The organism is Paraburkholderia polaris (genome assembly GCF_012927345.1).
GTDB lineage: Bacteria > Pseudomonadota > Gammaproteobacteria > Burkholderiales > Burkholderiaceae > Paraburkholderia > Paraburkholderia polaris.
The window spans coordinates 114678-138361 of sequence record NZ_JABBGJ010000004.1 but is presented as its reverse complement, the minus strand read 5'-3'; the positions used below and the strand labels follow the sequence as shown (position 1 = coordinate 138361).

Annotated in this window: 23 protein-coding genes; 15 read left to right on the top strand and 8 right to left on the bottom strand. The window is 62.7% G+C overall.

The window, feature by feature from the left end; genetic code table 11:
- The first annotated feature begins 63 nt into the window (after positions 1-63).
- Complete coding sequence (locus HHL24_RS04560) at positions 64-1563, top strand: PAS domain-containing sensor histidine kinase (protein WP_169484239.1); 1500 nt, start codon at positions 64-66, stop codon at positions 1561-1563.
- Positions 1564-1627: 64 nt separating this feature from the next.
- Here the strand turns inward: HHL24_RS04560 and HHL24_RS04555 are convergent, their stop codons facing one another.
- Genes HHL24_RS04555 through HHL24_RS04545 form a run of 3 tightly spaced genes read right to left on the bottom strand, consistent with a single transcriptional unit; the run spans position 1628 to position 4752 of the window.
- Entirely contained in the window at positions 1628-2944 is a 1317-nt protein-coding gene (locus tag HHL24_RS04555; protein WP_169484238.1) for an MFS transporter, read from the bottom strand.
- Positions 2945-2971: 27 nt separating this feature from the next.
- The gene (locus HHL24_RS04550) at positions 2972-3472 is read right to left on the bottom strand and encodes an aromatic-ring-hydroxylating dioxygenase subunit beta (protein WP_169484237.1); all 501 of its coding nucleotides are present in this window, start codon (positions 3470-3472) and stop codon (positions 2972-2974) included.
- Entirely contained in the window at positions 3469-4752 is a 1284-nt protein-coding gene (locus HHL24_RS04545) for an aromatic ring-hydroxylating oxygenase subunit alpha (RefSeq protein ID WP_169484236.1), read from the bottom strand. Before HHL24_RS04545 ends, HHL24_RS04550 begins: the two co-directional genes overlap by 4 nt.
- A gap of 104 nt (positions 4753-4856) precedes the next feature.
- On the opposite strand from HHL24_RS04545, the gene HHL24_RS04540 reads away from it, so the two are divergent.
- The gene (locus HHL24_RS04540; RefSeq protein WP_169484235.1) at positions 4857-5777 is read left to right on the top strand and encodes a LysR family transcriptional regulator; all 921 of its coding nucleotides are present in this window, start codon (positions 4857-4859) and stop codon (positions 5775-5777) included.
- 107 nt (positions 5778-5884) lie between these two features.
- Here HHL24_RS04540 and HHL24_RS04535 read toward each other — a convergent pair whose 3' ends face one another.
- Positions 5885-6772, bottom strand: coding sequence for a LysR family transcriptional regulator (locus HHL24_RS04535; RefSeq protein WP_169484234.1), 888 nt, complete (start codon positions 6770-6772; stop codon positions 5885-5887).
- Positions 6773-6874: 102 nt separating this feature from the next.
- Here HHL24_RS04535 and catB2 point away from each other — a divergent pair, with 102 nt between their 5' ends.
- The 3 genes from catB2 to catC all read left to right on the top strand — a co-directional run bounded on the left by catB2 (position 6875) and on the right by catC (position 9410).
- Positions 6875-8032 carry a muconate cycloisomerase CatB2 gene (gene catB2 / locus HHL24_RS04530; RefSeq protein WP_169484233.1) on the top strand — a complete coding sequence of 386 codons (1158 nt, stop codon included), beginning with the start codon at positions 6875-6877 and terminating at the stop codon, positions 8030-8032.
- A gap of 47 nt (positions 8033-8079) precedes the next feature.
- Positions 8080-8988 carry a catechol 1,2-dioxygenase gene (catA, locus tag HHL24_RS04525; protein WP_169484231.1) on the top strand — a complete coding sequence of 303 codons (909 nt, stop codon included), beginning with the start codon at positions 8080-8082 and terminating at the stop codon, positions 8986-8988.
- A 131-nt stretch (positions 8989-9119) separates the two neighbouring features.
- Complete coding sequence (gene catC / locus HHL24_RS04520; protein WP_169484230.1) at positions 9120-9410, top strand: muconolactone Delta-isomerase; 291 nt, start codon at positions 9120-9122, stop codon at positions 9408-9410.
- A gap of 71 nt (positions 9411-9481) precedes the next feature.
- Here the strand turns inward: catC and HHL24_RS04515 are convergent, their stop codons facing one another.
- A complete protein-coding gene (locus HHL24_RS04515; protein WP_169484229.1) occupies positions 9482-10459 on the bottom strand; it encodes a PDR/VanB family oxidoreductase in 978 nt (325 codons plus the stop codon).
- Positions 10460-10626: 167 nt separating this feature from the next.
- Entirely contained in the window at positions 10627-11517 is an 891-nt protein-coding gene (locus tag HHL24_RS04510; RefSeq protein ID WP_169484228.1) for a LysR family transcriptional regulator, read from the bottom strand.
- A gap of 149 nt (positions 11518-11666) precedes the next feature.
- On the opposite strand from HHL24_RS04510, the gene HHL24_RS04505 reads away from it, so the two are divergent.
- On the top strand, positions 11667-12416 hold the full coding sequence (locus tag HHL24_RS04505; RefSeq protein WP_169484227.1) for a sulfite exporter TauE/SafE family protein: 750 nt from the start codon (positions 11667-11669) through the stop codon (positions 12414-12416).
- A gap of 154 nt (positions 12417-12570) precedes the next feature.
- Here the strand turns inward: HHL24_RS04505 and HHL24_RS04500 are convergent, their stop codons facing one another.
- A complete protein-coding gene (locus HHL24_RS04500; protein ID WP_268966681.1) occupies positions 12571-12861 on the bottom strand; it encodes a LysR substrate-binding domain-containing protein in 291 nt (96 codons plus the stop codon).
- Positions 12862-13141: 280 nt separating this feature from the next.
- Here HHL24_RS04500 and HHL24_RS04495 point away from each other — a divergent pair, with 280 nt between their 5' ends.
- A complete protein-coding gene (locus HHL24_RS04495) occupies positions 13142-13888 on the top strand; it encodes a glucose 1-dehydrogenase (protein WP_169484226.1) in 747 nt (248 codons plus the stop codon).
- Between the two features lie 136 nt (positions 13889-14024).
- Here HHL24_RS04495 and HHL24_RS04490 read toward each other — a convergent pair whose 3' ends face one another.
- Positions 14025-14906, bottom strand: coding sequence for a LysR substrate-binding domain-containing protein (locus tag HHL24_RS04490; RefSeq protein ID WP_169484225.1), 882 nt, complete (start codon positions 14904-14906; stop codon positions 14025-14027).
- Between the two features lie 119 nt (positions 14907-15025).
- Between HHL24_RS04490 and HHL24_RS04485 the strand changes: the two genes are divergently transcribed.
- From HHL24_RS04485 to HHL24_RS43580, 8 genes are all read left to right on the top strand, one after another.
- Positions 15026-16255, top strand: coding sequence for a 2-aminoethylphosphonate--pyruvate transaminase (locus tag HHL24_RS04485; RefSeq protein WP_169484224.1), 1230 nt, complete (start codon positions 15026-15028; stop codon positions 16253-16255).
- Positions 16256-16302: 47 nt separating this feature from the next.
- Entirely contained in the window at positions 16303-17106 is an 804-nt protein-coding gene (gene phnX / locus HHL24_RS04480) for a phosphonoacetaldehyde hydrolase (protein WP_169484222.1), read from the top strand.
- Positions 17107-17254: 148 nt separating this feature from the next.
- Positions 17255-18208, top strand: a complete 954-nt coding sequence (locus HHL24_RS04475; protein ID WP_169484221.1) for a LysR family transcriptional regulator — start codon at positions 17255-17257, stop codon at positions 18206-18208.
- Positions 18209-18505: 297 nt separating this feature from the next.
- Complete coding sequence (locus HHL24_RS04470; RefSeq protein ID WP_169484219.1) at positions 18506-19483, top strand: isopenicillin N synthase family dioxygenase; 978 nt, start codon at positions 18506-18508, stop codon at positions 19481-19483.
- The gene (locus HHL24_RS04465; protein WP_169484218.1) at positions 19480-20394 is read left to right on the top strand and encodes an alpha/beta fold hydrolase; all 915 of its coding nucleotides are present in this window, start codon (positions 19480-19482) and stop codon (positions 20392-20394) included. Before HHL24_RS04470 ends, HHL24_RS04465 begins: the two co-directional genes overlap by 4 nt.
- On the top strand, positions 20391-21497 hold the full coding sequence (locus HHL24_RS04460) for a BMP family ABC transporter substrate-binding protein (protein WP_169484217.1): 1107 nt from the start codon (positions 20391-20393) through the stop codon (positions 21495-21497). Before HHL24_RS04465 ends, HHL24_RS04460 begins: the two co-directional genes overlap by 4 nt.
- Positions 21498-21511: 14 nt before the next feature.
- A complete protein-coding gene (locus HHL24_RS04455) occupies positions 21512-22489 on the top strand; it encodes an aromatic ring-hydroxylating oxygenase subunit alpha (RefSeq protein ID WP_169484215.1) in 978 nt (325 codons plus the stop codon).
- Positions 22467-23681, top strand: coding sequence for a Rieske 2Fe-2S domain-containing protein (locus HHL24_RS43580; protein ID WP_206002713.1), 1215 nt, complete (start codon positions 22467-22469; stop codon positions 23679-23681). Before HHL24_RS04455 ends, HHL24_RS43580 begins: the two co-directional genes overlap by 23 nt.
- Positions 23682-23684 lie beyond the last annotated feature (3 nt).

Below are 23684 nucleotides of genomic sequence, written 5' to 3'. Positions count from 1 at the left end.
ATCGCGCGGACTGGTGTTATGTTCCTTCCCATACGTGATCGAATTTTTCCATCGTCTCGCCCGATGAATTTCCCCGCCGAAGAAGATTTCCACCGCCTGCTCGACGCGCTCACACTGTGCGTGCTGCTGCACGACGCCGAAACGAAGGCGATCGTATGGGCCAATCGCGCAGCCTGCGAGGCGCTTGGTTTTACGCTCGAAGAACTGCTGCCGCTCAAGGCGAAAGATATGACCCGCCCGGTGCCGAAGTACCGGCGCGAGATTGGCGTCGGCGCAATGGACCGCGCGATCACCGAAGGCCCGCAGGTCTACGAATGGTGTTACCGCTCGCGTAACGGGGCCGATATGCTGTCCGAGGCGATTGCCACCTACGTGCCCTTGCGCGAGCGCGCGGTGGTGATGGTGCAGTTCCGCGACATCAGTGTCGAAGACACGCTCAAGCAGACGCTGCGGCGCTACGAGTCGCGGCTGCGCGAGTTCATGCAGGATCTCGGTGAGGGTGTCGCCGTATTGACGCCCGCAGGCGAAGTGGAATTCGTCAGCGAATCCGGACGGCGCGTGCTGGGTCTGGAAGAGGGCGCGCCGATGGGCGACGTGCTCGACTATTGCAGCGAGTCGGATCGCGACCGCCTGCTCGAACAGCTCGCCAGCGCGCCGCGCATCCAGCCTTCGGCGCCGCAGCGTTATCGCATCACGCGCCGCGATGGCACGTCGGGCTGGTTGCGCATCACGTGTAGAAGAATCGAGATCGAAGACGACCTCAACGGCCGCCTGCTCCACTTTCGCGATATCACGGACGAAGTCGCGGTCGAAGAGGCGCGTCGTCACGAGGCGCGACTGCTGGAATACGCGGGGCGCTACAACGCGATGGGAGAAATGGCGACCGCCATTGCGCACGAGTTGAGCCAGCCGCTCGCCGCGGTGCGCAATTTCATCGAAGGCGCGATCCGGCGGCTCGCACAACCCGGTTCCGTCGACGACGCGTTGTGGGGCTTGCGCAGCGCCGATCGTCAGGCCGAGCACGCGGCGGTCATCATCAAGAGCGTGCGCGATTACATCGTCAAGCGCGAGCCGAGCGAGACCTACGCGGATCTGCGCGACATCATCGCGGACGTCGCGTACTTCATCGAATTGCACGCCAAAGAGGCGGGGGTTGCGGTAACGATCGAGCAGGCACCTGAAGCCTTGCCGGTGTATTGCGAGCGCGTGCTGATCGGCCAGGTGGTGCTGAATCTGGCGTTCAATGCGATCGAGGCGTTGACGGAATGCACGACGGGGTTCACAAATGCGGCTGCACGGCACGGTGAATTGCGTCTTGTAACGAGCCTGCGGGGCAAGTCTGCGCTCGTGCAGGTGATCGATAACGGCCCAGGCGTGGCCGCCGAAGCGCATGGCCGGCTGTTCGACGGGTTTTCTTCGTCGAAGGCGGCCGGCAATGGCATCGGTCTGTCGCTGTGCAAAAACATCGTCACGCGGCATGGCGGCGAAATCTGGGCCAAACCGGCACGGCAGGGCGGGCTTCAATGCAGTTTTACGCTGCCACTCGTAGCCGTCGCCCGGTGATTGCTGCAGGCGCGCAATGGGCGTAACGAAAGCACGCGACGCATGGGTCGTGCCGGGCGCATTCTCATTCATGCGCGGTGTTGATGTTCTTCGGAATGGTCACGAGCGTGATCGCGGTGATGAGACCGAAACCGATCAGCATCAATGCGACAGGCCACGGCGCATGCACCTTCGAATACAGCGCGATAGCGACCAGAGGCGCGAGTCCGCCGGAAAACACCGAAGCGATTTCGTGGCCTAGCGCCATGCCCGAATAACGGACCTCGGTGGGAAAAAGTTCGCCCATCAGAGCAGGCTGTGTGCCGATCATCGCTGCGTGGCAGAAGGGCAAGCCTAGTGCGAGCGACAGGAACACGAGCAGCGGTTCATGCGTATCGATCAGCCAGAACGCGGGAAACGCGATCACAACGAGGCCGAGCGCGCCGATCATATACACCGGTCGCCGCCCGATCACATCCGATAGCCGGCCCCACAGCACGATCGTGGCGAGTTCGAGCAGCATGGCGATCATCACACCGCCGAGCATCACCGAAACGGGCACGCCGATCGTCTTGCCGTACACCAGCACAAATGACAGAAAGATATACGTACCGCCGTTTTCGGCGACACGTAGCCCCATCGCCTGCAACACCTGTTTCGGATGATTGCGCAGTACAGTCAGCACCGGCATGTGCTTCGGCTTGGCGGCAGTGAAGTCGCGGCTCTCGGGCAGGCTGCGGCGAACATAGACACCGACGCCGAAGATCAGCACGCTTGCGAGAAACGGCAGGCGCCAACCCCAGGACATGAAGCTCTCGACCGGTAGTCGCTGCGCCAGATAAAAAGCGGCCGCCGACAACACGAAGCCGCCCGCCACGCCTAGCTGACTGAAGGATGCGTAATAGCCACGGCGATTGGCCGGCGCACTCTCGCTGATCAACAGCACGCCGCCGCCCCATTCGCCGCCCGACGCGATGCCTTGCACGACCCGTAAACAGACGAGCGCGATAGGTGCGAGGACACCGATTTGCGAGAACGTGGGCAACAGACCGATGCCGAAGGTCGCCACGCCCATCATCATCAGCGTCACGACGAGCGCACGTTTGCGGCCATGCCGGTCGCCGATGTGGCCGAACACGATGCCACCCAGCGGCCGCGCCAGAAAGCCGATCGCAAAGCCAGCGAAGGCGGCGAGGGTGCCCATCAGCGGATCGCCGTGCAGCGGGAAGAACAACGGACCGAAGATCAGGGCCGCCGCCGTGCCGTACAGAAAAAAGTCGTACCACTCGAGTGCATTGCCGAGTACGGAAGCGACGATGATCCGCCGCAGTGTCCGCGAGGTCGCGGGCGCCGCGGGGATGGCGGGCGATCCGGTCGTGGAAGAAAGCGTGTCGTGTGGCATCGTCGTGCTCGCTGGTATCGTCATCAATTACAACAGGAACCCGACGGCGCTGAGCGCCTCGGTCGAATCGATCAGACGGATGACCTTCTGCACAATGCGTGGTTCGCCGCTCGCGAAACTGATGCGATGCGTGAGATCTGCTGCGAACAGGGTCGACTTGCCGCGCTTATACGCGACGATGACTTGCGCCGAGTTCACTTCGACCTCGTCGCTCGTATCGCTTGTCAAAGTGAAACGTGAGACGGTGCGCACGGTGCGGGCCGCGTCGCTCGCCGAGGCCGAATAGCCGGACGTCATGCGTTGCACGCGTTTCTCGCGCATGTCCTGATCGTCGTAGGCGTAGTTCAGCGTGGCGGCGAAGTCGGTGGTGTCGGGATCGATCGGCACCACGTAGAAGCCTTCGGGGTCCCAAAGCGAAAGCCACTCGCGATAATCCTTGCGGTCCAGCAGCTCGGCTTCGCGCCAGATCAGTTCGATCGCGCCGGCAAAGGTCTGCTGTGAGAACAGTGTGTTCCTGTTATCCATCATGCTTGCTCCATCATCGTGCGCCATTGCGCATACGCTTCGCGCATCCCCGTTTCGTCGGTGGCGTGGGCGGTCTTTTCGCCGTTCGGCGCCGTGCTCTCGCGATTCAGGCCGCGGTTTACGAGGATCGGCAGATCGGGACCCGCGTGCGAGCCGCGCTGCACGCGTTCCCACGCTTCAGCATCGTCCGGACTGCCGAAACCGAACGGGCCCTGGAAATGTTCATGAATGCGCAGACGCACGCGGTTCGCTTCTTCGGGACCACCGTCCATCGCGAGGGCGACGTGACGGATTTCCGTTTCATTCGCGGAGATCGGCCGCAGCACGCGGAAAAACGCCATCGACAGCGCGAGGTTCGGAAACAGATTCAGGTTGAAGCCGACACCCATCAGCGATCGCACGATGCGGCGCACTTCGTCAGGCGTGTGTTTTTTCGCGAGTGTGGCGGCGAGTTCTTCGAAGCGCTCCGGGATCGGTGCGCCGTCGTCCTTGTCAAGATCGACGAGTTCCGGCACCAGCACGGCGAGGCTATGGCCGTTGCCGAGCGAGCGGCAGAAGGCTTCGTCGCTTGTCATGAAGCTCGTGATCGCGGCGGCGGTTTCGTCATCGATCGATTTCATCCACGATTTGTGGACGACCGGGAAGTGATACAGGTCGGTCGTGTTTTCGAGCTGGATCTTCCAGTTGCCGTTAAAGCGGAAGCGGTGTTCGCCGTTCGCTTTGATCGGATAGCCCGCGCCTTGCTTCATGAACAGGTCGATCCACGGTTTGGCGCCGCCGAGGAAGTCTTCGAGCGGCTCGATCTCCTGGTTGAAGCTCGCGAAGATCAGACCTTGATAGATGCCCACCCGCAGACTGGCGAGTGGCAACTCGGTCTTGTCGATTACGCCTTCATAGCCGTCGCCATAGGGCAGTGCGCGCAATGCGCCGTCGAGGCCATAGGTCCAGCTGTGATACGGGCACGTGAAGCCTTTCGCATTGCCCTTGTGCTGCTCGCAGACCGTCGCGCCGCGATGGCGGCAGCGGTTTTGCAGCACGTTGACGGCGCCGCTCTTGTCGCGAACCACGATCACTGGCTGGCGGCCGATCGTGGTAGTGCGGAAGTCGCCCGGATTCGGCAGTTCGCTTTCGTGCGCGACCCAGATCCACGTCTTGTAGAAAATGCGCTCGAGTTCGGTTTCGAAAACCGCCGGGTCGTAGTACAGCGACGGGGCGACGCGGTCGGACTGCGCGCGCTGGTACAAGGCGCTCGCGTCGACGGTCTGATATGAGGATTCGCTCATCGGAGTCGTATGTGGGTGGTCGATGAAGCAAAGTCTCGCTGACCGACTGATATGCGTCAAATTGATCTAAAATAAACTATAAAATCAATCTCATGGATATCTCGATGAATTCGCTGGATCACGTCGATCTCAATCTGCTGCGCGTTTTCCAGGCAATCGTCGAGGAGCGCAGCCTCACGCGGGCCGGCCAGCGGCTCGCGCTGTCACAGCCGGCGATCAGTTACTCGCTGGGGCGTTTGCGAACCCTGTTCGACGATCCGCTGTTCATTCGCACGCGCGCCGGCATGCAGCCCACGCCGATCGCGCTTGAACTGTCGGGCATCGTCGCGCGGGCGCTGGATACGGTGCGTGAAGCGCTGCGTTACGCGGAGCACTTCGATCCCGCAGTGAGCACGCGCACGTTCCGGTTATCGCTGTCCGATGCGGGCGAGTTGGCGTACTTGCCGCCGATTTGTGAGGCGTTGCACCAGCAGGCGCCGCGCGTGAAATTGCGCATCGAGCCTCTGCCGGTAGAGGAAATCGAAGATGCGTTGCGTGCGAGCCGACTCGATTTTGCAATCGGCAATCTGCCGACGCTGACCGCGCGCACGCGTCATCAAGCGTTGTTCGAAGAGACTTACGTTTGCATGACGCGCAAACGGCGCGGTTTGCCGCGCACGAAAGAGCTGAGCATGAAGGCGTTTCTGGACGCGTCGCACGTGCAGATCACGTCGGTCGAGCACAGCCACTACGCGCTCGACGACGCGTTTCGCGCCCAAGGTGTGGGCCGGCATATTGCGCTGGAATTGCCGCATTTCGTGGCCTTGCCGAGCGTGCTGGCCGTGACCGATCTGTTCGCGACGCTGCCGCGGCGTCTTGCACAGATTTTCAATCGGGACGGCGGGTTTCAGCTCTATGAGTTACCTGTCACGTTGCCGATGGCGGCAGTCACGATGCACTGGCACGAGCATTTCGATCAGGACGAGGGTAACGTGTGGTTGCGCAATCTGATGGGGGATATCGTGCGACGGTTTGACGAACGTTGAGATGGGCCGCAGCGGCTTGCTGCGTTTATGATTCTCGCGGGGGCGGGCTTGCATGCGCCCGGAAGCCCTCCATGAGCCACTTACAGGCCGTGTACGGACGGCCCCTTTCAAACCCGTTTGAACAACTCCCGCGCTAGCGAACACAACAACGTCGTAGCCGGCGATTCATCCTGCAGGCGGCGGCTCATGATGATCGGCGACGCGATATTGGCGGCCGGAACCGGCCGGTACACCACGCCATGCGCGCGCAAACCCTCCACGCTTTCCGGCACGAGACACACGCCGACTTGCGCCGCGACCAGCCCGAGCGCGGTTTGCAACTCCCTCACTTCATGAATGGCCTTGGGCTCCAGCGCATGGTCATGCATCGCCGATAGTTGCTGATCCGCATAGCTTGGCCGCGGCGTACTCGGATAGACGATCAGCGTTTCCTGCGCGAGCTGGGCAAGCGTCAGCGGCTTCTTCTGGCGTGCGAGCGGATGGTCTTGCGGCAGTGCGGCAATCATCCGTTCTTCGACGAGCACTTCACGCGCCAGTTGTGCATCGTCGAAACGCAAGCGGCCAAAGCCAACGTCGATACGTCCGCCTTTGAGGGCGGCGAGCTGCTCGATCGTAAACATTTCAATCAGCGACAACTCGATATTCGGCGCAGCCTCGCGGAACGCGCGAATCACGGCGGGCAACGCGCCATAGAGCGTGGACGGCACGAAGCCGATCACGATGCGCTCGGCCAGTTGCGCGAGGCGTCGCGTGAGCGGCGCGAGTTCGTCGGCATCGTCGATCAGACGCTTGGCCTGCGCATAGAAAATGCGACCGGCTTCGGTCAGCCGCAGCGGCCGCGAGCCGCGTTCGAACAACGGCAAGCCGACGCTTTCCTCGATCTGCTGGATCTGGCGGCTGAGCGGCGGCTGCGTCATATGCAGGCGATTGGCGGCCCGCGTGATGTTCATTTCTTCCGCGACCGCAATGAAGTAGCGGAGTTGGCGAAGTTCCATGCATACCCCTAAGGTATGGAAGTAGTCGGAATCGGTGTTGGACTGCTTCGTGGGTTGTTTCTACTATGGAGGCCTCGGTAAAGCAGTTCAGGAGGGCAACGAATGATAGCAACACCCGTGAAGATTGAGAGCGTGGAGACGATTCTCGTCGACGTGCCGACGATTCGTCCGCACCGGCTTTCGGTCGCGACGATGAACTGCCAGACGCTCGTGCTGGTACGTATCCGCTGTGCGGACGGCGTGGTCGGCGTGGGCGAGGGCACGACCATCGGCGGCCTCGCTTACGGCGAGGAGAGTCCGGAAAGTATCAAGGTCAACATCGATACGTACTTTGCGCCGCTGCTCAAAGACATGGACGCGACCCGTCCAGGCGCGGCGATGGCGAAGCTGCGCACGTTGTTTCAGGGCAACCGGTTTGCCAAATCCGCGGTGGAAACCGCTTTGTTCGATGCCCAGGCGCATCGTCTTGGCGTGCCCTTGTCGGAGCTGTTCGGCGGCCGGGTACGCGATTCGGTGGACGTGGCGTGGACCCTCGCGAGCGGCGACACGACCCGCGATATCGACGAAGCCGAGCGTGTTTTCGAAGCGAAGCGGCATCGCGTGTTCAAACTGAAGATCGGCTCGCGCGCGGTTGCCGACGACGTTGCGCACGTCGTGACCATTCAGAAAGCACTGGAAGGACGCGGTGAAGTGCGTGTCGACGTGAACCAGGCGTGGACCGAATCCGAAGCGATCTGGGCCGGCAAGCGTTTCGCCGATGCTGGTATTGCACTGATCGAGCAGCCGATCGCCGCGGAGAACCGCGCGGGCCTCAAACGTCTGACCGATCTCGCTCAGGTGCCGATCATGGCGGACGAAGCATTGCACGGCCCGGCCGATGCATTTGCCGTTGCGAGCGCGCGTGCGGCCGATGTCTTCGCCGTAAAGATCGCGCAATCGGGCGGTCTGACTGGCGCCGCGCAGGTGGCGGCGATTGCGCTCGCCGCGAACATCGACCTGTATGGCGGCACGATGCTTGAAGGCGCGGTGGGCACGATCGCCTCGGCGCAACTCTTCAGCACCTTCGGCGAACTGAAGTGGGGCACTGAACTATTCGGGCCGTTGCTGCTGACCGAAGAGATTCTCACCGAACCGCTGCGCTACCAGAATTTTGCTTTGCATCTTCCCCAAGGGCCGGGTCTTGGCATCACGCTCGACTGGGCCAAAATCGATCGCTTGCGGCGCGATACCCGCAAGGGCGCAAGCGTTACCACGAACTGACGGTTCATCCGCTAACCGGCAAGCACATCAAACGAAGGAGATACCCCATGAACAAGCAAGCCATCGACGCGCTGCTGCAGAAGATCAACGACAGCGCCACCCACGAAGGCAATCCGCGCACCAAGCAGATCGTCAACCGCATCGTCAAGGATCTGTTCTATACGATCGAAGACCTCGACGTGCAGCCGGCCGAATTCTGGACCGCGCTGAATTATCTCGGCGACGCGGGCAAGAGCGGCGAGCTCGGTCTGCTGGCAGCGGGCTTGGGCTTCGAGCATTTTCTCGACCTGCGTCTGGACGAAGCGGAAGCCAAGGCCGGTATCGAAGGCGGCACGCCGCGCACGATTGAAGGACCGTTGTATGTGGCAGGCGCGCCCGAGTCCGCGGGCCATGCACGACTCGATGACGGCACCGACCCCGGCCAGACACTGGTGATGCGCGGCCGCGTACTCGGCGAAGACGGCAAGCCGCTGGCGAATGCGCTGGTTGAAGTGTGGCACGCTAATCACCTCGGTAATTACTCGTACTTCGACAAGTCGCAGCCGGCCTTCAATCTGCGCCGCTCGATTCGCACGGATGCCGAAGGCAAGTACAGCTTCCGCAGCGTGGTGCCGGTGGGTTACTCGGTGCCGCCGCAAGGGCAGACGCAGTTGTTGCTCGATCAGTTGGGCCGTCATGGGCATCGTCCGGCGCATATCCACTTCTTCGTTTCGGCGCCGGGCCACCGCAAGCTGACCACCCAGATCAACATCGACGGCGATCCGTATCTGTGGGACGACTTCGCATTCGCCACGCGCGACGGCCTCGTGCCGGCTGTCAAGCAGGCCGAGGGCGCGGACGGCAAGCCCTATGGCGTGGAGGGCAAGTTCGCGCTGATCGACTTCGATTTCACACTGTTCAATGAGCGCGACAATTTGCCGGGCGCTGAAGTGGAGCGGGTGCGCGCTGAAGCGTGAAGCCTCATGCCTGATGCCTGATGCCTGAAATCGCATAGACGTACTGTATGGATCTCTCTACCCTGGCTGCGCGGCGAGGTTTGCCGGATAGCCAGGGTCTTTTTATTACCGATCAGAGAAGGAGCGCAAGCATGCTGTTTCACGTTGAGATGACCGTCAACCTGCCGCCCGACATGGACGCGGAGCGCGCCGCGCGTCTGAAGTCCGATGAGAAAACGATGTCGCAGAAGTTGCAGCAGGAGGGCGTATGGAGGCACCTGTGGCGCATCGCCGGCCGCTACGCGAATATCAGCGTGTTCGATGTGGAAAGCCCCGCGCATCTGCACGACGTGCTGAGCCAGTTGCCGCTATTTCCGTATATGGATGTCGAAGTGCGCGCGCTGTGCCGGCATGCATCGTCGATTCGCGACGACGACCGGTAAGGGCGGGAGAGAGAAGGTGCTGCGCATGCAGCACCGGCTTGCATTGAAGATTGAGTCTTGGAGATCGAGTCTTAAAGATCGAGTACCAGCAGCGGCGTAGTCGCGCGCGAGACGCAGCAGCAGATCACCTTGCCGCCCGCGCGTTCCGCTTTACTCAGGCAATGATCGCGATGCTCAGGCGTGCCGCTCACCACGTCGACCATACAGGTCCCGCATACGCCTTCACCGCATGACGTATCGACTTCGATGCCGATCGACGCCAGCGCCGCGACGATCGTCGTGTGTTTATCCACGTGTACCGTTGCACCGCTACTGGCGATGCGCACGTCGAATGAGTCGAGCAGGTTCGATTCGCCGCTAGCCGCCGAAGCAGGTTCGGCTGCGAAGCGTTCAAGATGAATCGCCTCGGCAGCCACGCGCGTTTCGCCGATCGCCACGACACGCGCCATGAAGGGCGCCGGGCCACAGGTATAGAGATGGGAGCCGTCGCGCGTATTGGCGACGCAGTCGGCCAGCACCATATCGAGTTGTTCTCTTCCGACGCCGAAATGAAGCCGCACGAAATCGCTGAACGGTGCGCGCGACAGCAACGGCAAGAACGCCGCGTGCTCCGCACTGCGCGCGAAATAATGCAACACGAAGCGCTGCTCCTGCTTGAGCAACCGGTACGCCATACTCAATAGCGGCGTGACGCCGATGCCTGCCGCAATCAGAATGTGTTCGCTCGCTTCGGACGCGAGTTGAAACAGATTGCGCGGCGCGCCGATCGTCAATTCGCTGCCAACGGTCACGTCGTCATGCAGCGCGCGTGAGCCGCCGCGCGACGCGTCTTCACGCTTGACGGCAAACAGGTGCGCTTCACGATGATCCGGGTCGCCGCACAAAGAATATTGCCGCGTGACGCCCGAGGGCCCGGTGACGTCGATATGCGCGCCGGGTTCGTAGCGGTCGAACGGTTGTCCGTCCAGACGCGATACGCTGAACGAGCGCACGCCGTGCGCTTCGTCACGCACGCTGTCGACGCGTACGCTGAAGGTGGTTCTTTCCATGATCTTGCCGGCCAAAGGACAGAGATGAGCAGAGCGGACGCCACATGCATTGCGTGGCGTCCGGTTGTGCGTCAAGGATAAGAAACAGCCGACAATCAGGCAAATCGATTAAAAATCGGTTATGAAATAAGTGTAGTTGATAATAGGGTGTCAGCCGCGCATCCGCGTCATCCTTCCACCCCCGCCAGATGCCGGACCAGCTCTTTTTCCGGCCGTTTCAGCGCGTTCAGGGCGCGCATGCAGATCAGCAACTGACGCGTGGCCCAACTGTCCGTCAGTTCGATCGTGCGAATGCCTGGCGTGCCGCGATAGCGTTTCGCGGCGGTGGCCGGCACGATGGCGATGCCCGCGCCCTGTTCGACCATGCAGCAGATGCTGTCGAAGGTTCGCATATGCGCCCGGACGCTGAGCGGCTGCCCGGATAGCAGTGCGCGTTCGCCAAGGTACGTGTGCAACGCGCTGCTCGTGCTCAAGCCGATAAATTCACGGTCGGCCACTTCCGCAAGCGTCACGCGGCGCCGCGCCCCCAGCGGGTCGTCACGGCTGGTGACCAGTACGAGTTTGTCGACGGCGAAAGGCAGCGTTTGCAGCGCGCCGTGTTCGACGGCATCCGAGATGATGCCGATCTCCGCCGCGCCGGTCAGCACCGCTTTCACGGTTTCGCTACTCTGCCGTTCTTTCAGATCGATCTGCACGTTGGGATGATCGCGCAAAAACAGACCGACCGCGGCGGGCAAAAACTCGGTGATTGCGGCGGTATTGGTCCACAAGCGGATGCAGGCTTTGCGCCCGGCCTGATGTTCGCCGAGCTCGCCTTGCATCCGGTCGATCTGGCCGAGCACGAGCCGCGCATGATGCGCGAGCGTATCGCCTGTCGCAGTCGACTCCACGCCGCGCCGGCCCCGCTCCAGCAACGGTTCGCCCAACGCGTCTTCCATGCCGCGCAAACGTGCGCTGGCCGAAGGCAGCGACATGTTCGCGCGTGCCGCGCCATGCGTGATGCTGCCGGTGTCGAGGATGTGCAGGAAAAGACGGAGGTCGATCAGATCGAAGCGCATGGGGTCGGATTCGAGTTGGTGTTGTACCCGCGGCTGTAGCTGCGGTTTGAGCCTTAGTCTCAGGCTAAGTCACAGTACGTATCTTACGCATTGTGGGCGGCGCTGCGGCAATCGAAAATCGCGGACATGACATCCAGAACAACAGCCCGATGACCTCTTCTTTTGCTCTCTATGCGAGCGTGGTTGCCGCGACATTCGTGCTGGCCGGCTTCGTCAAAGGCGTGACTGGCATGGGCCTGCCCACCGTCGCCATGGGCGTGCTCGGCACGCTAATGTTGCCGGCGCAGGCTGCCGCGATGCTGTTGCTGCCGTCTTTCGTCACGAACGTCTGGCAACTGTTCGCGGGGCCCAGCGTGCGGACGCTGGTCAAGCGTTTGTGGCTAATGATGGCGGGCATCGTCGCGGGCACGCTCGCGGCTGCGTCGTTCATTGCCGGTGGCAGTGGCGAATGGGCGGTGGCCGGATTGGGCGCCGCGTTGACGCTCTATGCCGTGGCCGGGTTGATGGCGTGGCGCTTCTCGGTGCCGGCGCGGCACGAGCGCTGGCTGTCGCCGGCGGTCGGCGTGGTCACCGGTGCGATCGCCGGAGGGACAGGGGTGTTCGTCGTGCCGGCGGTGCCTTACCTGCAGGGGCTAACGTTAAAGAAAGAGGATCTGGTTCAGGCGCTCGGCCTGTCGTTCACCGTGTCCACCATCGCGCTCGCCATCGGACTGGCTCGGGAGCATGCATTCGCGATCGACGACCTGGGCAAGTCGCTTTGCGCCCTAGTGCCCGCCTTGCTCGGGATGTGGATCGGCCAACGGGTGCGCGAGCACATTAGTTCGGTGACCTTCCGGCGCTGGTTTTTTCTTTGTCTGCTCGGCTTGGGCATTCAGTTGTTGGCGCGCGCATTCGTTTGATCAGAACGTGGTGAGAGTGAACCCGGGAGGGCTGGATTGTGTGGTCGAGTATTCTGGATACGCTGGGCGCGTTGGCCGTACTGGCAAGTGTGGCTGTGCAGATTGCGTTCATCCGCAAACGCGGAAACCGGTGAACCGCGAGGCCTAGCCTCAGTCAACGCGGCGCAAGCCGCTCGGGTAGCGCGTAGCGTTGCATCGTGCGCTCCATGCCGTCGAGAAACGCCTGCTCGGCGGCGTTCATCTTGCGCGCGCGCAGCCACAACAGATCGATGTCGACGTCGACCAGACTCTCTTCGGGCGGCAGACGCCACAGCCGCTGCTGCGCGAGATCGTCGCGCACGATGTGCTCCGGCAGACAACCGATGCCATAGCCGGCGAAGATCAGCCGACGCACTTCGTCGAGGCTCGGCGAGGCCCTGAGTCGGAAACCTGCCGTAAGCGTCAAAAAATGCCTCTCTGATCTGCGCGCCGGAGAGGCCGCAACGCCTCCGTTGCAACGCCCCCGAGCACTTGTCTGACCTTTGCTCGTGCGCGCTCCCCAGCGCCTTTCCGATTGTTCGGCTCACCCGACGTATCTATTCGTCTCCAGCCGCTTTATCCATGCGGCCTGTGTGCCTACATTGTGTCCAGTGACAGCGCCACTGCATTTCCAGCTTCATCGACGTCAGCACCGCGAATCTTCGCGACAGGACGTCGGCGCGAACCCCCATCCAAAGGAAACGATCATGAGCAAGCTCACAGGCAAGGTTGCGGTTGTAACGGGCGCATCGAAAGGTATCGGCGCCGCGATTGCGAAGGCACTGGCGGCGCAGGGCGCGTCGGTGGTGGTGAACTACGCGTCCAGCAAGGCGGGCGCGGACGATGTGGTCGCCGCAATCACCGCGGGGGGCGGCAAGGCGGTGGCCGTTGCAGGGGATGTGTCCAAGGCAGCCGACGCGAAAGGCATCATCGATACGGCAGTTGAAACGTATTGCCGCCTCGATATTCTCGTCAACAACTCTGGCGTGTATGAGTTTGCGCCGATTGAAGAGATCACCGAAGAGCACTTCCATAAGCACTTCAATGTGAACGTGCTGGGTTTGCTCCTGGTCACCCAGGCAGCGGTCAAACATCTGGGCGAAGGCGGCAGCGTCGTGAACGTCAGCTCGGTCGTCAGCCGCATCACGCCGCCGGGCAGCGCGGTCTATACGGCCACCAAGAGCGCGGTGGACGGCATCACCGGCGTGCTCGCACGTGAACTCGGCCCGCGCAAGATTCGCGTCAACTCCGTGAATCCCGGCATGGTCGCGACCGAAGGCACGCATAGCGCCGGTATCGTCGGCTCGGACTTCGAAACCTGGGCAGTCAGCACGACACCGCTTGGTCGTATCGGTCAACCTGACGATATCGCCGACGTCGCCGTGTTCCTCGCCTCTGACGACTCGCGCTGGATGACGGGCGAAAGTCTGATCGCCAGCGGCGGTTCGCGCTAACAGGATCGGCCCGCAGCGTGTGGTCGCGTGATCGTGCGTTCGCGTGGTGAGGCTATGCACCGCCTCGACGCACGCTCACCGCGTCAAGACCGCATGAAAACGCCGCTGGGCAGTGCTTGCCCGGCGGCTTTCCATTTCATTGAGCCGTCACGGCAGCGGCGCCAGTCAGGTCCACGGCAAACAACGCATCCAGCAGATTCGACCCCGGCCGCCCGGCGAGCCGCGTAAGCGATTCGATCATCTGCACCTGGCAATCCTGGAGCGGAATCATCCTGATTCGCCGCGATTCGTTGAATTCGGCACGCGCGATTACGCCGACCCCCATACCTTGCGCGACCGCTTCCTCCAGCGCTTCACGCCCGTCCACATACATCACCGGTTCGACCTGCAGCGATTCGCGCACCAATTCGATCTCCAGTAACTGCTGCGTGACCGATTGCGGCTCGCGAAAAATCATCGGCTGTTGCACGAGTTCCGCGTAGCTCAGCTTGCGTTTCTTCGCCACCGGATAGCTTGCCGGCACCATCGCCACCAGCGGATCGCGCCGCAGCACGCGCGACTCGAGCCGGCTGTGCACTTGCGGGGCGGCGGTGATGGCGGCGTCGACCGCGCTCGACAGCACGCGCTGCATACAGTCAGCGGCATTGGCGATCGAGAGCGTCACGACGATGCCGGGATGCAGCCTGCGAAACGCGCCGATCAGCGCGACCGCCAGATCGGGCGCGTCCGCGACCAGCGAGAGCGAGCCGGACTCGAGCCCACCTGCCGATTCGAGCAGTTGCCGCGCGTCGCGCTCGCAACTGAGCATCTGCCGCGTCACGCTGAAGAGGCGCAGGCCGAGTTCGGTGGTTTCGACGCCGCGCGGGCCGCGCTCGAACAGTTTGACGCCGTAGTCCTGTTCGAGCCGCTTCACGTGGTCCGAGACCGCGGGCTGCGTGAGCGACAGCGCCTGCGCTGCTTTGGAAAACCCGCCGTATTCCGCGACCGCATGAAACGCCCGCAATTGCGCGTATTGCAAGTCTGCCTCGCCGATAGATAAGTTTTTGCGATACCCGCATCAATTATATCGATTTTACCGATGGACGGCCTTTCTGTACCGTGTCATGTACCGAAACAGCGATATCGGAGATTCCGACCATGGAAAGCGCGATCGACAGCTCCCCGGCAGTGTCCGCAATGCCTTCAACCGTGACGTGTGCCGCGCCGGCCAAGGGCGAGCCGTATCTGTTGACTCCGGGACCGTTGACCACGGCGTTCTCGACCAAGGAAGCGATGCTGCGCGACTGGGGCTCGTGGGACGGCGACTTCCGCGCAATGACCGCTCAATTGCGCACCGACCTGCTGGACATTGCCGGCGACACGGCCGGCGAGTACGACTGCGTGCCGCTCCAGGGCAGCGGCAGTTATTGCGTCGAAGCGATGCTCGGCAGCCTGATTCCGCGCGGCGGCCACGCCCTGGTGCTGGCCAACGGCGCCTACGGCAAGCGCATTGCGACCACCCTCGGCTATCTCGGCCGTGCCTGCACGGTGCTCGACAAGGGTGATTACCTGCCGCCGCGTGGCGCCGAAGTCGAAAGCATGCTGGACGCCGATCCGCGCATCACGCACGTGGTCGCGGTGCATTGTGAAACGAGCTCCGGGATTCTCAATCCGATCGAAGAAATCGCCGCAGCCACCGCGAAAAAAGGCCGCAAGCTGCTGATCGACTCGATGAGCGCATTCGGCGCGGTGCCGCTCGACGTTCGCCAGATTCAGTGCGAGGCCTTCGTGTCGTCGGCGAACAAGTGCATCGAGGGCGTGCCCGGCTTCGGTTTCGTGATCGCCCGCAAGACTGCGTTGCAGGAGGCTAAGGGCCGCAGCCATTCGCTCTCGCTCGACGTGTACGACCAGTGGGACGTGATGAACCGCACCGGCCAATGGCGCTTCACGCCGCCGACGCATACGGTGGCCGCGTTTATCGAGGCACTGCGTCTGCACAAACTCGAAGGTGGCCAGGCCGGGCGTCTCGCGCGTTACGCGAACAACCGCGACGTGCTGGTCGCGGGCATGCATGAACTCGGCTTCGAGCCGCTGCTGAACGCGCGTTGGCGCTCGCCGATCATCGTGACGTTTTTTGCGCCGGCGCATCCGTCGTTCAAGTTCGAGCGCTTCTATGAATTGATGAAGGAGCAGGGTTTCATCATCTATCCGGGCAAGCTGACGGTGGTGGACAGCTTCCGCATCGGCTGCATCGGTCAGGTGGATGAGCATGTGATGCGCCGCGTGGTGCAGGCCTGCGCGCAGTCGTTGCGGGCGATGGGCGTCGACCACGCCGCGCCGCCGGCGGTAGCGATAGAAGAGCGCAAAATGTTGGCCGAAGCGGCGTGAACAGAGTGCTCCGCGCGAGCCATACAACTTTCTGAGAATCGAAGTAAATGAAACACGTAAAAGCAGTGATTTTCGACTGGGCCGGTACGGTGGTCGATTATGGTTCGTTGGCACCGATGGGCGCATTCGTCGAGACGTTCGAGCAGTTCGGTGTGTCGATCACGATCGACGAAGCGCGCGGCCCGATGGGTATGGCCAAGCGCCCGCATATCGCCGCGCTGATGGCGCTGCCGCGCGTGTCGCAAGCATGGGCCGACAAGTATGGCCGCACACCGGGCGAAGCGGACATCGACGCCGTGTACGACGTCTTCGTGCCGAAGAACATCGCGGTGGCAGCGAGTTACAGTTCGGTGATTCCGGGCGTGGCGGAGGTGGCGAGCGCGCTGCGTAGCGACGACATCAGGATCGGCACGACCACCGGCTATACGCGCGAAATCATGGCCGAGATCGTGCCGGGTGCGGCAGCCCAGGGGTTTTCGCCGGATAGTATTGTGTGTACCGGTGATACGCCGGAAGGGCGCCCGTCGCCCTACATGATCTACAAGACGTTGCCGGAACTGGGTGTGTGGCGCGCGAAGGATGCGATCAAGGTTGACGACACCGAGGTCGGCATCGAAGAAGGGATCAACGGCGGCACGTGGGCGGTGGGTGTCGCCGTGAGCGGAAACGCTTTTGGCATGGCCGAGGACGATGTTAAAGCGTTGGCGCCGGATGAATTTGCATGGCGACGCAAGGCGGCGATTCAAAAGTTGCGGGCCGCCGGGGCGCATTATGTGATTGATAGCGTTGCCGATCTGATGCCTGTCGTGCGTGAGATTGATGCACGGTTGGCGCGAGGCGAGCGGCCTTAAATTGCCTTAAGTTGTCCAGGCGCGGGTTTCGTTGGGCGTAGGCTTTTTTTGCTGTATTTTTCGAAAGCGTACTGTTGAGAGACAGTGCGCTTTTTTGTTGCTGGTGGTCAGCGCGACTTTTACTCCATAAAAAACAACCCGGACCGATATGTCGAAAACCACGCCGGCCAATACCCTCGCATGGCACATCCACGCGCGCTCGCTGCGCTATTTCGATGCAATTCGCCGCTGTGGCTCGATTCGTGAAGCGGCGCGGCAGTTGCACGTCGTCTCTTCGGCGGTCAACCGGCAGTTGCTGAAGCTCGAAGCGGAAGTCGGCACGCCGCTCTTCGAGCGGCTCCCGTCAGGGCTGGCATTGACGGCCGCGGGCGAAGTGTTCGCGCGGCATGTGATCACCGTGCTGCAGGACGCGCGCCGCTTCGAGAGCGAGATGGACGCGCTGCGCGGAATCCGTCGCGGCGAGATCGGCATCGTCACCGTCGAGGGGCTCAACTCGAGTTTTCTGCCGGACCTCGTCGAAGGGATGCTGACGCGTTATCCGGCAATCCGCTTTCAGGTGCGCACGGCCGGTTCGGCATCGATTGCCCGCACGATTCTCGATGGCGACGCCGACATCGGTCTCGCGTTCTCGCTGCCGCGCACGGACGATTTGCAGCAACTTGCCGTGGGACGTTTTCAGCTCGGCGCGATCGTCGCCGCCGATCATCCGCTCGCTAACGAGACAACCGTCACGTTCGCGCAGTGCGCGCGCTATCCGCTGATTCTCGGCAACGCGCAGTTGTCGATCAGCGGGTTGCTCGAACCACTGATCCGCCATTACGCGAAGCCGCTGCAAACGGTGCTCGAAAGCGATTCGATCGAGCTGATGCGGCGCATGGCGGCACGCGGGCGCGGGGTGGGGTTCCAGACGCGCCTCGGGCTGGAACGCGATCTCGCCGACGGCACGCTGGTGCATATTCCGTTGCGCACGCCGCGCGCGCTGGTCTCCGAGTTGGGCGCGTACGCCCGCGCCGGGCGCACCTTGACGCCCGCGCTCGATGCGTTCGTTCGGCTGCTTGCCGAGGCGATCACCGAGCGCGAGGACGACGAGCCGGCTGTCTAACGGCGCGCCGCCGAAAGCCGGTGGTCCTATGCCGGCCACCGGGCATCAGATCCGTTAGACGGAAAAAACGCGGTGCCGCTATTTTGCCGCATCCGCGGTGGCGGAACGCAGTTGCGCTTTTCTCAACGTTGCGGTTAGCACGCTGAATCCGGTCAACGGGCTGATCGCTCTGATCAGGCCGCTCAAACCTCACGCCGGTGCTGATGCCGAAACGGCATCAGCATGCACCTTTTTATGCGCTTTTTTGACCACCCGCCGCGACCTACACTCGGTCGAAACGGGTTCAAAGGAGCCGGGATGTCCGAAGTGCTATCAGCCAAAGCGGTGCCGCACACGAGCCTGCCTGTCATCGACGTGGCCGGGCTTGCGTCGGCCGATCCGCTGCAACGCGCGGCGGTGGGCGCGGCGCTCCATGCCGCCTGCATCGATAAAGGCTTCTTCTACATTGCCAATCACGGCATCGAGCCGGTCCTGATCGATGCGGCGCGCGCCGAAGCCGAACGCTTTTTCGCGCTGAGCGACGCCGAGAAGCGCCAGGTCGACAAGGCGCAGTCGTTCTGCAACCGCGGCTACGAGCCGTTGCGCGGCCAGGTGCTGGAAGCGGGCACGCCGCCCGATCTGAAAGAAGGTTTTTACATCGGCAATGAGCTGCCGCTCGATCATCCGCGCGTCGTGGCGCGCGCTTTCAACTGTGGGCCGAATCAGTGGCCGCAGCAGTCACCCGGTTTTCGTCCGGCCATGGAGGCTTATTTCGCCGCGCTGTTCGACCTGTCGAAGCGTTTGACGCGCGGCCTCGCGTTGTCGCTCGATTTGCCGGAAGACCATTTCGACGCGTTCTGCGACGAAGCGATGGGCACGCTGCGCCTGTTGCACTATCCGCCGCAACCGGCCCAGGCGTTGCCTGAGCAGAAGGGCTGTGGCGCGCATACCGACTTCGGCTGCCTGACGCTGCTGTGGCAGGACGCCATTGGCGGTCTGCAGGTGCAGGACAGCGACGGCGGCTGGATTCACGTGCCGCCTCTGCCGGGCAGCTTCGTCGTCAATCTGGGCGATCTGATTGCGCGCTGGACCAACGACCGCTATCGCTCGACGCTGCATCGCGTGGTCAATGCGTCGGGCCGCGAGCGTTACTCGATGCCGTTTTTTTTCACCGGGCGGCCGGACTATGTGGTGACGTGTTTGCCGGGTTGCACGGTAGCGGGCGAAGCGCCGAAGTATCCGCCGATCACCGTCGTAGGTCATCTCGAGGCGTGCTACCGGAGAACTTACGGATGACGCCTGTACGCACTCCCGCAGCGGGCATGCTGCTGATTCACGGCGCGTGGCAGGGCAGTTGGGCGTGGGACGCCTGGTTGCCGGAACTCGCGGCGCGCGGTTGGACGGTCAGGGCAGTCGATCTGCCGGGCAACGGCGCGAATCCTTCAGGGGATGCCGGCCTCGAGGTCTCGCTGCAAACCTATGTCGGCGCGCTGACCGAAGCGCTCGCGGGGTTCGACGGCCCCGTCGTCGTCGTTGCGCATAGCGGCGCGGGCGTGCCGGCTTCGCAATTGGCCGAAGCGTTGCCCGAGCGGGTTGCGTGCCTCGTCTACGTCGCGGGGATGATGTTGCCGTCGGGCATGGGTTACGCGGAACTCGTCGATGCCAGCGCCGCAGACGTGCCGAATGCCGGCGGCATCGCGCCGTATCTGCAATGGAGCGACGAGGGCGCCGCGACCATCGTTCCACCCGAGGCGGCGCTTGAAATCTTCCTGCACGATTGCCCGCCGGAAGCGGCGCGGCAAGCCGCCTTAAAGCTCACGCCGCAGCGGGAAAGCGGGCGTGCGCTGGTCACGACGCTCAGCGCTGAACGTTTCGGCAGCGTGCCGCGCATTTATGTCGAAGCGCTGCGTGACCGCTCCGTGCTGTTGCCCTTGCAACGCAAGATGCAGGCGCTGGTGCCCGGGGCGATCGTGCGCTCGATCGATTGCGGGCACGTGCCCCAACTCGCGCGGCCCGCTGAACTGGCGGCGCTGGTGTGCGACGCGCTTGCTGGGATTGGTATCGCTTCGTCCTCTTCTTCCTCTTCTTCGGTTACTTCGGTTACTTCGGTTACTTCGGTTTCTGTGAGTTCTTCCGCTTCCCCGGTTTCTACTGACTCAGCCTCTGCCTCCAATCGCCATTCGCTCTCCACCGGAACCTCGTCATGACTCGACTCAATCGCCTCGGCCGGTTGCTCCTCGCAGGTAGCGCGGCTTCGCTCGTTGCGCTCGCAGCCATGAGCGCTTCCGCATCTGCCGCTACCGACGCACCGCTCGACGTCTCCATCGTCTATCTCGGCAATCCTGGCGACGCGGGCTGGACCCACGCGCACGACCTCGGCATTACCGTCGCGGAAAAGCAGCTCGGCTCGCAGATCAAGGTGACGCGCGTCGAAGACGTCCCCGAAAATGCCGATGCGGCCCGCGTGTTCCGCGACCGCGCAGCGAAAGGCGACAAGATCGTGATCGGCACGTCGTTCGGCTATATGGATTCGATGATGAAAGTAGCACACGATTACCCGGACACCGTGTTCCTGCATTGCTCCGGCTACAAGAGCGCGCCGAACCTCGGCAACTTCAACGGCAAGGTCTACGAGTCCGCGTATCTGGCCGGGGTGGTCGCCGGGTACGTATCGAAGTCGCATGTGCTCGGTTTTGTCGGCTCGGTGCCGATTCCGGAAGTGGTGCGCAATATCGACGCGTTCGCGCTCGGCGCGCGTTCGGTCGCGCCGCAAACGGTCGTGAAGGTGGTGTGGATCAGCAACTGGTTCGATCCGGGCAAGGAGCGTCAGGCGGCTGAAACGCTGGTCGGACTTGGCGCCGACGTGCTGATGCAGAACACCGATTCCACCGCGACGATGGCCGTGGCCGAACAGCACAAGGTCTACGCGTTCGGCTGGGATTCGGATATGAGCCACTGGGGCCCGCATGCGCATCTGGGATCGGTGGCGTACGACTGGGGCATCTATTACAGCAGGGTGATCGACGAAGTGCGCCGTGGCACGTGGACCAACAAGCCGGTCTATTGGGGCGTCAAGGAGGGCATCACCGACCTGGTGAATGTGAATACGTCGGTGGTGCCGGCGGATGCACAACGCGCCCTCGCCGAGAAGCGCGCCGCTCTGGTCGCGGGCCGCCTCGATCCGTTCGCCGGACCACTGAGGGACCAGAGCGGCAAGTTGCGGGTTGCTGCTGGCACCGCACTGTCCGCGGACGATACGAACCGGATAAACTGGTTTGTCGACGGTGTGCAGGGCAGCGTCGCGCAATGACGGAGCAGGCGGCTATGAGTACGGCGAGTTCGGCAAACGAAGCGATGAATGGCGCGGTGATCGACGAGGTGATCTGGAACGACTGGCATCCGGTGGCGGCGCTGGATGCACTCGACGGCCTCGGTGCGTTCAGCGGTGCGTCCGGCAGTTTGAACGCCGTGACCAGCACGCGGCTGCTCGGCGTCGATATCGGCATCGCTGCATCGGCATCGGCATCGGCATCGGCATCAGCGTCGAAATTGGCATTGGCGTCCGCGCAGTCGCAGAAGTCCTACCACGTCTGGCGTCTCGACGATCACACACCGTGCCATGCGCAGGCGCGCTACGGCGTGCTGTGGGTCTGTCTCGGCGAGCCTCGCCGCGACATTCTCGCGATTCCCGAGGCCGACGAACCCGATCGACGTCTACTGCATGCCGGCGCGTTTCGCGTTCATGTAAGTGGTTTGCGGGCCATCGAAAACTTCCTCGACATGGGGCATTTTCCGTTCGTCCATACCGGCTATCTCGGCGTGGAACCGTACACCGAGGTCGCGCCATACCGTATCGAACGCGATGAACTCAACGACGAACTGTACGCGCACGACTGCCGCTTCTACCAGCCGCGCGCTGCGATGACCGCGGGCGCCGCGCTCGACGTGCGCTATGTGTACCGCGTCGCGCGCCCGTACAGCGCGATTCTGTACAAGACCTGCCCGCCGCAACCCGAGCGCTTCGACGTGATTGCGCTGTTCGTGCAGCCGGTCGACGAAGAGTGGTGCGTCGCTCACACGGTAATGAGTTATCTCGATGACGCCAGCAGCGACGACGAATTGCGCGGCTTCCAGCAAACCATCTTCGCGCAGGACATCAAGATTCTGGTCAATCAGGTGCCCAAACGCCTGCCGCTCGGCACAGGCGATGAACATCCGGTGCGGGCCGACGCGATGTCGGTCGCGTATCGCCGCTGGCTCACGGCGCAGCAGGTCACCTATGGGACGAATCATGGTCGATAAAGACAGGATCGAACCCGCGTGGTTTGCGCTGTGCGACGTCGATCAACTCGGCGAGCAGGCGATCTATCACACCGAACTGCTCGGCAGCGAGCTCGTGGTGTGGCGCGCGGAAGACGGTACCGTCAACGTATGGGAAAACCGTTGCCCGCATCGCGGTGTGCGTTTGTCGCTCGGCCACCATCGTGGCGAAGGGCTGCAGTGTCAGTATCACGGCTGGCAGTTCAACTCGGGCAGCGGCGCCTGCCGATTCGTGCCCGCGCATCCGGATGCGGCAGCGCCGCCGGTTGCGGTGAAGACGTGGCCAGTGGAAGTGCGTTACGGTTTCGTGTGGACCTGTCTGGCGCCATTGGGTGAGGCGCCGCCGTTTACGCCGATCGAGGAACTCGAAACGGACGCTGCTTTTAATGCACCCATCGATGGACAACACGTTCGCTTACGCACCGTCGCGATCCATGCGCCCAGCGAAACCGTGCAGCATGCGCTCGCCGAGTATTGCTTCGACCCTGTGCGCTTTGATCCATGGCAGGCGACTGAGTGCGTGGCGTTTGATGTCGCGCCGAACGCCGTGATGATCGAGCAACTGGACGACGCCGCGCATCGGGTGGTGTTCCTCGTACAGCCGGCCCGAGTTGGGCGAACATATCTGCATGGTGTCGCGCTCGGGCCGCTTGCGGTGACCGAACGCTTGAGCGTGCAGCGACATCATCAGCAACGGCTCAATGTGTTGCGTGATGCGTTGGAGCAGCAGTCGACGAATCTTCAGTCTTTGTCGGCCGATGGCTTTGCAAATCGGCAGCCGCTGTCCGAACCGCAAACGTCGTCGCCCGCGCAGCCGGTCATTCTGCAGCGCTCATTGTCGAAACCGGTTTCCGCTTCAGGGAGCCTGAGTGATAAGCATTCTTCCGCGGGCCACGACGCGGCGGATCGGGCCTTCGATGTCCATCTGTCGCGCAGCAGGCGGACGGTCAAGGTTCCTGCCGGCGTTACCGTCTTGCAGACCTTGCGCAATCACGGCATCGACGTGCCGAGTTCATGCGAGCAGGGCGTCTGCGGCACGTGCCGCACGCGCGTTATCGAGGGAACGCCGCTTCATCGTGACGATTTTCTGACGCCGCAGGAGTGGGCCGCGGGCGATTGCATGATGGTGTGCGTCTCGCGTGCGGCGACTGAAACGTTGACCCTGGATCTGTGAGGC